Here is a 9367-nt window from a genome sequence, read left to right as displayed (position 1 = left end):
AAGAACTCTCATTAAATTTAAATTTTGCCCGTAGTAAAAAACAAGCAAAGCTCCCTGTAGTGATGACCCCAGAGGAAGTTAAAATGTTGATGGCTCATTTAAATAAGCGCTATTATTTAATTGCAGCCCTTATGTATGGAAGTGGCTTAAGAGTAATGGAAGCGGTGCAATTAAGAGTAAAAGATATTGATTTTGATTATAAATGCATTCAAGTATGGAATGGAAAAGGTAATAAACACCGCATTGTTACGCTGGCCACAGAGCTAATTCCTATGCTGAGAAATCAAATTTTGAACGTTGATGACTATTTAAAACTGGATTTAAATAATACGGAATATTCTGGCGTATGGATGCCATATGCTTTAACAAAAAAATATCCAAGTGCCGCAAAATCGCTTGCGTGGCAATATTTATTTCCTTCTCATATATTAAGTTCAGATCCTCAAAGTGGTGAAATAAGGCGACATCATTTTCATCACTCTTGTATTAGAAAAGAGATTAAAAAAGCCGTCCAAAAATCAGGGTTAACAAAAATAATAACACCTCATACATTGAGACACTCTTTTGCTACTCATCTACTGCAAAATGGCGCCGATATAAGAACTGTTCAAGCTCAGCTTGGCCATTCTGATGTTAAAACTACACAAATTTATACCCATGTACTACAGCAAGGTGCTAACGGGGTTGTTAGCCCTTTTTCAAGATTATAAGCGTCTCTTTTTAATCCTCTACAGATACATATTCACTTTCAAACCAATACCGTCATCTATTTCTACTTTAAATAACACATAAAAAAGCCCCGCTTGTTTTTACACAAGCGGGGCTCCACACTAATACTTTTCAAAAATAAAAGCGCCGATACTGCGGGCGCTTTGCATCATTGAATTTAATTACTTTAACTTACTGATTAACTACGCTTTTAAGCGGGTTAATTGGCTGTGCGTTATCGTCTAGTATGTTCATATCAAAATCGAACTCATCTACACGAATCGCCTTTTCACGTTTGATGTTGTAATCAATTAACTGAACGTGCTCAGCTTGCGTAATTACGTTTGCAGCTAATGCGTTATCAAGTGTAATGTTAAAACGTGCACCTGGCTTAATTACTTTAGCACGTAATGCTTTTTTAACTTTAGCCAGCTCGCCAAGTGATGCCATTTTAGCTTTGTAAGCTTGCTCATTAATATGATGGCCATCGCCCACTACTGGTTTAACTAAATGCGTGATTTGCGCTTTAAATGCGGTATCTAGCTGAGCTTGCTTAGCTAGTTCGCGGATTAAATCGTCGCTAATTTTTGGCATTTTAGTTGAGTAGTTCATTGTAATGAAACGAATAAACTTACGTGTACCGCTTGCAGGGAAGTTATCTAAAAACTTATGCAATGCTTCTTCAGCACTTTGTAGTGCAAAACGAGTCGCGTAATGGAAATACGGCGCTGCTTGCTCACGGTCACTACTTGATACTTTTTGCTCGTAGTATTTAATTGATGCCATAGCTGCATATAAGAAGCTCATTACATCGCCTAAACGTGCCGATAGCATTTCTGCTTGCTTTAACTTACCGCCAAGTACAAGTAACGAAAAGTCTGCGTACACTGCAAGTTTTGCAGATAATTTATGTACTGCTTTTTCGTAGTCGCGTACTTCTGGCAATTCAGAATTAGCACTTGCTGTAAATGGTAAAACACCTAGGCGGAAAGCACGTAAGCTGTTTGCTGTGCTGTAGCCAATTGTTTTACGTAAAATGCCGTTAAATTCTTTATCTGCGCCTTTGTCTTCACTGTGAATTGACTCAACCATAGATTGTAAATATGGATGACAACGCATAACACCTTGACCAAATATCATTAGGTTACGAGTAAGAATGTTCGCACCTTCTACCGTAATGGCAATCGGCTGAGCAACATAACCACTTGCTAATGTATTTTGTGGACCGTTTTGAATCGCTTTACCCGCTTGAATATCCATTGCTGAATCAAGCACGTCGCGACCAAGCTCTGTCATGTGGTATTTAGCGATTGCGGTTACTACTGATGGTTTTAAGCCCATGCCTAAGCCTTCAGTTGTAAGTACGCGCATTGCTTCTTGTAGGTATGTTTTACCTGCAATGTCGGCTAGTTTTTCTTGAATACCTTCAAACTGGCCAATGGCTAAACCAAACTGTTCACGCACTGCTGCGTATTCAGATGCTGATTTAAATGCAACTTGTGCTGTACTAACACCTAGCGCAGGTAATGAAATACCACGGCCAGCACCTAAACAGCTAACCAGCATTTGCCAACCACGGCCGATGTTTTTCTGTCCACCAATAACAAAATCCATTGGTACAAATACTTTGTTACCACGTGTAGTACCGTTGTAAAAACGAATACCCATAGGGTCGTGGCGATTACCAAGCTCTACACCTGGGTGCTCTTTTGGAATAAGTGCACAGGTAATACCTAGGTTTTCTTTACCACCTAGCAGACCATCAGGGTCAACTACTTTAAATGCTAAACCAAGTACAGTAGCAATAGGTGCAAGCGTTATGTAGCGTTTGTCCCATGTGATCTCAAGGCCAAGCACTTCTTCACCGTTGTACATGCCTTTAGTTACTGTACCAATGTCTGGAATGCCACCTGCATCAGAACCCGCTTCTGGGCTTGTTAGTGCAAAACATGGAATGTCTGTACCATTTGCTAGGCGTGGTAAGTAATGTGCTTGTTGTTCTTGCGTACCAAAGTGAAGTAATAACTCACCTGGGCCTAACGAATTAGGAACCATTACGGTTACCGCAACTGCTGAGCTTTTAGTCGCAATTGTGCCAACAATAGTAGAGTTTGCATAAGGGCTAAACTCTAAACCACCAAACGACTTAGGAATGATAAGCGAGAAAAAACGCTCTTTTTTCAAAAATTCTAAGATGTCATTTGGTAAATGAATGCCGTTTTGAATCACTGAATCGTCAATCATGCCCAGTAGTTCTTTTACTGGACCGTCTAAGAATGCTTGCTCGTCTGCGCTTAATGTAGCAGCAGGTACGTCGCGAAGTGCACTGAAATCAGGTTTACCTTGGTAGATAGAACCTTCAAGCCATACATCACCCGCGTCTAGCGCTTCTTGTTCTGTGATAGAAATACTTGGTAATACTTTTTTTAGTTTTGTACGTAAACTCATGATTGAACTCATCCGACCAGCTAAATAATACCTACATTACGTCATAAAAAATCGTTTAGATCAATTACTCTATTCAATTAATTAACAGTTTTTTCAATTTATTTTCTTTACCTGAACGTAAACTATTGAAACACAAAGGCTTACAGCTGTACGCTGAAAAAAAGTATTTTAACTAAAATGATGAATAAAACAGCAAAAGCTCTAGGGTCTGTTGATCTTTGCGGATTAAAATTTGTTCAAACTAGGGGCTATTTAATCGCGGCGCGAGGTTTGTAACCTAGTGGGCTAAGTAAAAACCGAGCAACAAAGAGTAAATAGCCCCTAGGAAGAACCCTTTGGGCAGCGCCTGTTTGTCATTAATGCTACGTTATCGCCCATTTATGGGGAATAACCACACTACATAGGCTCTGCCTTGCCTAAATACCAAACAGACTGCTGCAAATTCAACCTTGAAAGATCAACAGACCCTAGCGCTGTATCTATTTTTTTATGGGCATAAAAAAACGCAGCACAAATAGGCTACGTTTTTATTCAATTTGTAGAGGCTACATTATCAGTTAATCTAGCTAAAACTACTTAAATTTAAATCAAATTGTATAAGCGCTTCACTTAGCAACTTTAACAATTTGCTTGCCGGTAAAACCACCAGCAAGTTGTTTATTAAGCGCTTGCGATACTGACTCAGCACTAAAGTCTACGGGCGTTATTTCTGGGTGTTTAATGTCGCCACTAACAGCGCCTTCAAGTAACAGGTTGCCCATAAAGCTCAAGCGTTGTTGTGCACATAAACTATTAGCAAGCCATGCACCACCAATCGATACAACGCTAATATTCGGCGCTCGGTGATACATTAAGTCTTGATCAAAACAAGGTAGCGGATTTAAGCAGGCAATACGTCCGCAAAAACGCATTAGCTCAATATTACGCTGAGTACACTCTCCACCTATCGTATCAATAACCGCATCAAAGCCTTGCGGGCCAAGTTCTCTGCGGATTTTTTCGCATAGCTTTTTATCGCTATAGTCAAAAACCACATCAGCGCCTAGCTGCTTAACCAATTTATGGTTACGCTTTGATGCGGTGGTAAATACATCTGCACCACGCTGTTTTGCATATTGAATAGCAAACTGCCCTACCGCTCCGGCTCCGCCTTCAATAAAAATAGTATCGCCTTCACTAATGCCTATTTTATCTAAGCTGATAAGTGCTGCCATACCGGCGCATGGAAGTGTTGCTGCTATGGCCGGATTTAAACCGCTTGGCACAACCGACACTGCAAAGTTAGGTACTTTGGTGTATTCGCTCAAAGCACCTTGCTCACCAATGTTGGCATGCCACATAACCCGCTGGCCAACATTTGGAAACACACCTTTATTAGCTTTAACCACAACACCTACAGCATCTAAGCCTAAAATGTGTGGATACTGCCATTTACAAAAGCCTGTTTTAGCAAATTGACCATCAACTGGATTTAAACCAACGTACTCTACTTTTACAAGCAGCTCGTTATCTGCACAGTCTGGAACAGGCAGCTCAGCATCTGCTAAGTCAATTGCTTCATTTGGTTCTGGCAGTACAATAGCGCGCATCGTTTGCGGGATAATGTATTCATGTAAATTTTCAGTATTTGGCATCAATATAACTCTACTTATTAGTGTCGTTTAACGCATAACTCCATTGGCCATTAAATGACTGGTAAGCATTTACTTTGGCAAGCAGTGAAGAAATTGTTGTTTCAACAGCATTTTCTTGTGCTATTAAAACATCCTGACGCGCATCTAACAACTCAAGATAAGGAATTTGGCCTTCTTCATACATTGCTTGGGCTTGTAAAAATGCTTTATTAGCAAAGTCATAGCGCTCATCTGCAAAGCGTTTTTGCTGTGCTTGATTGACCAACAATTGCAGTGAAAGTTCACTTTCACTTAGTGCAGTTAATACCACTTGTTGATAATCGCTGTAAGCGGCTTCACTTAAAAACTGCTGCGCGTCGCGCTGTGCTAATAATGTTGGGTAGCTTAATAACGACCATTGTAACTGCGGCGCTACTTGCCACTGTTGGTCGGTATTTTTTAAGCCTGTGCTGTCTATACTCACAACCCCTGCAAATGCAGATAAGCTAATATCGGGTAATAACGCTTTGCTCGCTGCAACACTTAAACTATTTGCTTGGCTAAAATCAAACAGCGCACGGCTAATATCTGGGCGTAAGGCAATGGCATTATTAGCGTTTTTTAGTGAGACGCTAAAGTCACGTTCAAGCACGCTTTGCTCATTTTCAATAGCAATATTTTGCGTTAACTTACCGCTTAGTACCGCAAGTGCCGATAAATCGCTGTATTTTGCATATTCAATAGCAGGTATTAGTGCTTGTTGCTGCTTAAGCTGCGCCATCGTACGGTTTAAATCAAGCTCGTTTGCGACGCCTTCGTCAACGCGAGCTTGTAGTACGTCAATACTTTGCTCAAGGGCTTCAATTTGAAGCGTAACAATGTGTTGTTTTTCAACATTTCCTTGATAACTTACAAAGCCTTTAACAACTGACGAAACAACTTCAATTTGCAGTAAACGTACTTGCTCTGCTTGGCTCATGGCCGATGCATTTGCAGCATCAACCAACGCCGTTATGCGACCAAATAAATCTAGCTGCCAATCAAGTGCAACGTTTGCACTTGATTGGCGGTCAAACACGCTTGGTGCATCGCTTCGAGCTGCGCCAACATTTACGCCACCTTGCGGTAGGTATTGGGCTTTTTGCTCTCCTAAACGCGCTAATGCACTTTTAAGTGTTAGCTGGCTTGTTTGCAAATTATAGTTATTTGCTAGCGCACCAGTAACAAGCTCATTCAGTTGATCAGAATTAAGCTTTTTCCACCAGTTTGTTTCATCAGCAACGCTAACGTTACTAGCAATATTAGCTTTGGCAACAAATTCGTTAACGGCTTTTTGCTCGCTCATGGTGTCAATTTTACTCGCACACCCGGCTAAAAACGCAGCGACTAATACCGCACTGGCAGTCAGACTTGTTTTAAGTCTTTTTTGCATTAATTTAGTCATGAGTATTCTCCTGCGCTTTATCTTTTTTGCTCGTTACTAGCATGTAAAACACCGGCGTAAATAATAAACCAAATACAGTTACACCTATCATGCCTGAGAATACTGCGTTACCCATTGCGTGACGCATCTCAGCGCCTGCACCTGTAGCAAGCACTAACGGTACAACACCTGCTGTAAATGCAATTGAGGTCATTAATATTGGGCGCAAACGCATACGACATGCCTCAAGTATTGCCTCTAAGTGCGATAAGCCTGTGTCGTGTCTATCTTTTGCAAACTCAACCATCAATATCGCATTTTTAGAAGCCAACGCGACCAGAACTATGAGCGCTATTTGGGTGAATATGTTGTTGTCAGAGCCAACAAACCACACACCTGATAAAGCAGAGAAAATAGTCATCGGTACAATTAATATAATCGCAAGTGGTAAACGTAAGCTCTCGTACTGCGCTGCAAGTACCATAAATACAAGCAATACAACTAACGGGAATACATAAACCATTGTATTACCCGCAAGTACTTGTTGGTACGTTACTTCAGTCCACTCGTACTCAATACCTGATGGCAGTGTGTCTGCGAGTACTTTTTCAATAGCTAACTGTGCTTGGTCAGAGCTATAACCCGGTGCTGGGCTACCATTAAGCTCGGCACTTGGGTAACCGTTGTAATGCATAACACGGTCAGGACCAATCGTTGGGGTTACTGTTAATACAGATCCTAATGGCACCATATGGCCTGCACGGTTACGTACTTTTAAGTTAAGTATTTGCTCAGGTTCTTTACGGTAATCAGCATCAGCTTGCGCATTTACTTGGTAAGTACGACCAAACATATTAAAGTCGTTTACATACACAGAGCCTAAGTAAATTTGCAGTGCATTAAATACTTCATCAAGTGGAATACCTTGAATAAGTGCTTGTTCACGGTCAATATCTATATCCATTTGTGGAACTTGAATTCTAAAGCTTGAGTAAAGTCCCATTAATGCAGGGTCTTGCTGCGCCTTACCAATAACGGCTTGCAGGCTATTAAATAGTGCCTCAAATCCTTTATTAGCTCTGTCTTCTATTTGCAGTTTAAAACCACCTGTAGTGCCCAAACCTTGAATTGGCGGCGGTGGAAATACCGCTACAAATGCCTCATCAATTGCAGCAAAACGTTTATTCAACTGCGCCGCTATCGCCATCGCTGACTTACTTGGGTCGGTACGTTTGTCAAAGCTCTCAAGTGGTGTAAATACAATGCCGCTGTTAGGGCTGTTTGTAAAACCGTTCACTGATAAGCCAGGAAAAGCAACAGTATGTGCAACGCCTGGGACTTCTAATGCAATTTGCTGCATTTGAGCAAGTACGTCTTCAGTACGATCAAGGCTTGATGCGTCAGGTAACTGCGCAATAGCCACTAAATACTGTTTATCTTGCTGTGGAATAAAGCCACCTGGTACGGTATCAAATAACTTAATTGTGCCGCCAACAAGTGCAATATAAGCCACCATTACAACAACGGTCATACGGATTAGTTTTTGTACCAGTTTTTCGTACCCTTTAGCTCCACGATTAAATACGCGGTTAAATGGTTTAAACAACCAACGTCCAAACAATTTATTAAGTAAACGCGTGAACGCATCTGGTTTTGCATCGTGTGATTTTAATAACAATGCAGCAAGCGCAGGCGATAACGTTAATGAATTAAACGCTGAGATAATCGTCGAAATTGTAATTGTAAGTGCAAATTGCTTATAAAACTGACCTGATAAACCGGTAATAAACGCTGTAGGAATAAATACAGCACTTAGTACTAGCGCAATGGCAATAATAGGGCCTGTTACTTCGCTCATTGCAACGCGGGTTGCTTCAAGTGGCGATAAGCCTTTTTCAATATTACGCTCTACGTTTTCAACAACTACAATCGCATCATCTACAACAATACCTATGGCCAATACTAAGCCAAACAACGACAAGGTATTAATTGAGACACCTAACCACTGCATTACTGCAAACGTACCAATGAGCGAAATAGGCACAGCAATTAATGGAATAATTGATGCACGCCACGTTTGTAAAAATACAATAACAACAATAACTACCAGCACAATTGCTTCAAGCAACGTTGCAATTACCGCGTCAATTGAGCCGCGAACAAATACCGTAGGGTCGTACACAATGTCGTATTCAACACCAGTAGGGAAATCTTTAGATAAGCGCGCCATTGTTTCGCGTACTTGATCAGAAAGCTCAATAGCGTTTGAACCTGGGCGTTGGAATATTGGCATTGCAAGTGCCGGTTGATTATCAAGCTCTGCACGCAGTGCGTAAGTGTCTTGGCCTAAATCAACACGGGCTATATCAGATAAACGCGTTAACTGACCTTCGTCGCCTACTTTAATAATAACGTTTTCAAATTCTTCAATACTGTTTAAACGTCCTTTAACGTTTAAGAGTATTTGAAATTGGCTATCGTTTGAAATTGGCTGCGCACCTAAGCTACCCGCTGCAACTTGTTGGTTTTGCGAGCGAAGGGCAGCAACTACATCTGTTGCTGTTAATTCCCGTGCAGCAAGAGCATCTGGGTTTAGCCATACGCGCATTGAGTATTTGCCACCACCAAATAAACGAATATCACCTACGCCTGGTAAGCGTGCAATTTCATCTTTAATGTTTAAATCAGCATAATTAGATAAGTAAGCTGTGTCGTGCGTTTTTTCAGGCGAATATAAGTGCACCACCATGGTTAAATCGGGTGATGATTTTTCGGCTACAACACCTAAACGTTGTACTTCTTCTGGCAAACGTGGCAATGCACTGTTTACACGGTTTTGTACTTGTACTTGAGCACGATCTAAATCGGTACCTAAAGCAAAAGTTACCGTTAGTGTCATGCGTCCATCGCTTGTACCTTGCGAAAACATATACAACATGTTTTCAGTACCGTTAATTTCTTGCTCCAGCGGTGTTGCCACTGTTTGCGCGATAACGGTTGGGTTTGCACCCGGGTAACTTGCAGTCACAACCACTGTAGGAGGAACCACTTCTGGGTATTCACTTACTGGTAGTTGGAATAGTGAAATACCACCAGCAATTAAAATAACCAACGACAGCATTGCCGCAAATATTGGGCGCTGTATAAAGAAATGCGAAAATTTCATCAATAAACC

Annotated in this window: 5 protein-coding genes; 1 reads left to right on the top strand and 4 read right to left on the bottom strand. The window is 41.1% G+C overall.

The window, feature by feature from the left end; genetic code table 11:
- Positions 1 to 710 (top strand): integron integrase (locus H4J63_RS15325; RefSeq protein ID WP_182197405.1); only part of this gene is annotated, 710 nt, incomplete at its 5' end.
- A 190-nt stretch (positions 711 to 900) separates the two neighbouring features.
- Here the strand turns inward: H4J63_RS15325 and H4J63_RS15320 are convergent.
- From H4J63_RS15320 to H4J63_RS15305, 4 genes are all read right to left on the bottom strand, one after another.
- A complete protein-coding gene (locus tag H4J63_RS15320; protein ID WP_182197404.1) occupies positions 901 to 3156 on the bottom strand; it encodes an acyl-CoA dehydrogenase in 2256 nt (751 codons plus the stop codon).
- 605 nt (positions 3157 to 3761) lie between these two features.
- Positions 3762 to 4790 carry a zinc-binding dehydrogenase gene (locus H4J63_RS15315; RefSeq protein ID WP_182197403.1) on the bottom strand — a complete coding sequence of 343 codons (1029 nt, stop codon included), beginning with the start codon at positions 4788 to 4790 and terminating at the stop codon, positions 3762 to 3764.
- Between the two features lie 10 nt (positions 4791 to 4800).
- Positions 4801 to 6213, bottom strand: a complete 1413-nt coding sequence (locus tag H4J63_RS15310) for a TolC family protein (protein WP_182197402.1) — start codon at positions 6211 to 6213, stop codon at positions 4801 to 4803.
- Positions 6206 to 9358: an efflux RND transporter permease subunit gene (locus H4J63_RS15305; RefSeq protein ID WP_182197401.1), complete on the bottom strand. Its 3153-nt coding sequence runs from the start codon at positions 9356 to 9358 to the stop codon at positions 6206 to 6208. The genes H4J63_RS15310 and H4J63_RS15305 overlap by 8 nt, the downstream gene beginning before the upstream one ends.
- Positions 9359 to 9367 lie beyond the last annotated feature (9 nt).

Origin of the sequence: Pseudoalteromonas sp. 5Ae-yellow, assembly GCF_014077565.1 — a bacterium.
GTDB lineage: Bacteria > Pseudomonadota > Gammaproteobacteria > Enterobacterales > Alteromonadaceae > Pseudoalteromonas.
Note: the sequence above shows the minus strand (reverse complement) of the source record. Positions and strands in the feature narration are given on the sequence as shown.

Bases quoted from the DNA above. Each gene is read 5' to 3' on its own strand.
- H4J63_RS15315 (WP_182197403.1), bottom strand. From the start codon at position 4,790: ATGCCAAATACTGAAAATTTACATGAATACATTATCCCGCAAACGATG.
- H4J63_RS15320 (WP_182197404.1), bottom strand. From the start codon at position 3,156: ATGAGTTTACGTACAAAACTAAAAAAAGTATTACCAAGTATTTCTATC.
- H4J63_RS15310 (WP_182197402.1), bottom strand. From the start codon at position 6,213: ATGACTAAATTAATGCAAAAAAGACTTAAAACAAGTCTGACTGCCAGT.
- H4J63_RS15305 (WP_182197401.1), bottom strand. From the start codon at position 9,358: ATGAAATTTTCGCATTTCTTTATACAGCGCCCAATATTTGCGGCAATG.